The organism is Megasphaera jansseni, from assembly GCF_047974155.1.
GTDB lineage: Bacteria > Bacillota > Negativicutes > Veillonellales > Megasphaeraceae > Megasphaera.
On record NZ_JBHYRR010000090.1, the window covers coordinates 1 to 287 of the forward strand.

Annotated in this window: 1 protein-coding gene; it reads right to left on the reverse strand. The window is 32.4% G+C overall.

What is annotated here, in order from left to right; translation table 11 throughout:
- Nucleotides 1-71: 71 nt before the first annotated feature.
- On the reverse strand, nt 72-287 hold a 216-nt coding region (locus ACE418_RS13505; RefSeq protein ID WP_416451086.1), incomplete at its 5' end, for a hypothetical protein.

Here is a 287-nt window from a genome sequence, read left to right on the forward strand (position 1 = left end):
GTAAAAGGCTGAAAACCCAGTAAATACAAGGGTTTTCAGCCTTTTCTTTGTCCTAAAAAAGTGAGTACTTTTTATGGTTTCCTAGTTGCTTTTAAAATTTTTTTCATTTGTTTTTCACTCAATATTTCATAATCAGTACGGAAGCCAAAGACATCATGAAATAAGTCCGTAATATCAGTTCGAGTATATGTGGGAATATAATCTCCTGTAGGTAATTGAAGGAAATTCATATCTCGTAATGTATAGATGAGTTCTCTGGGTGTAAACTTGTTATCGGTTTTCTTTTC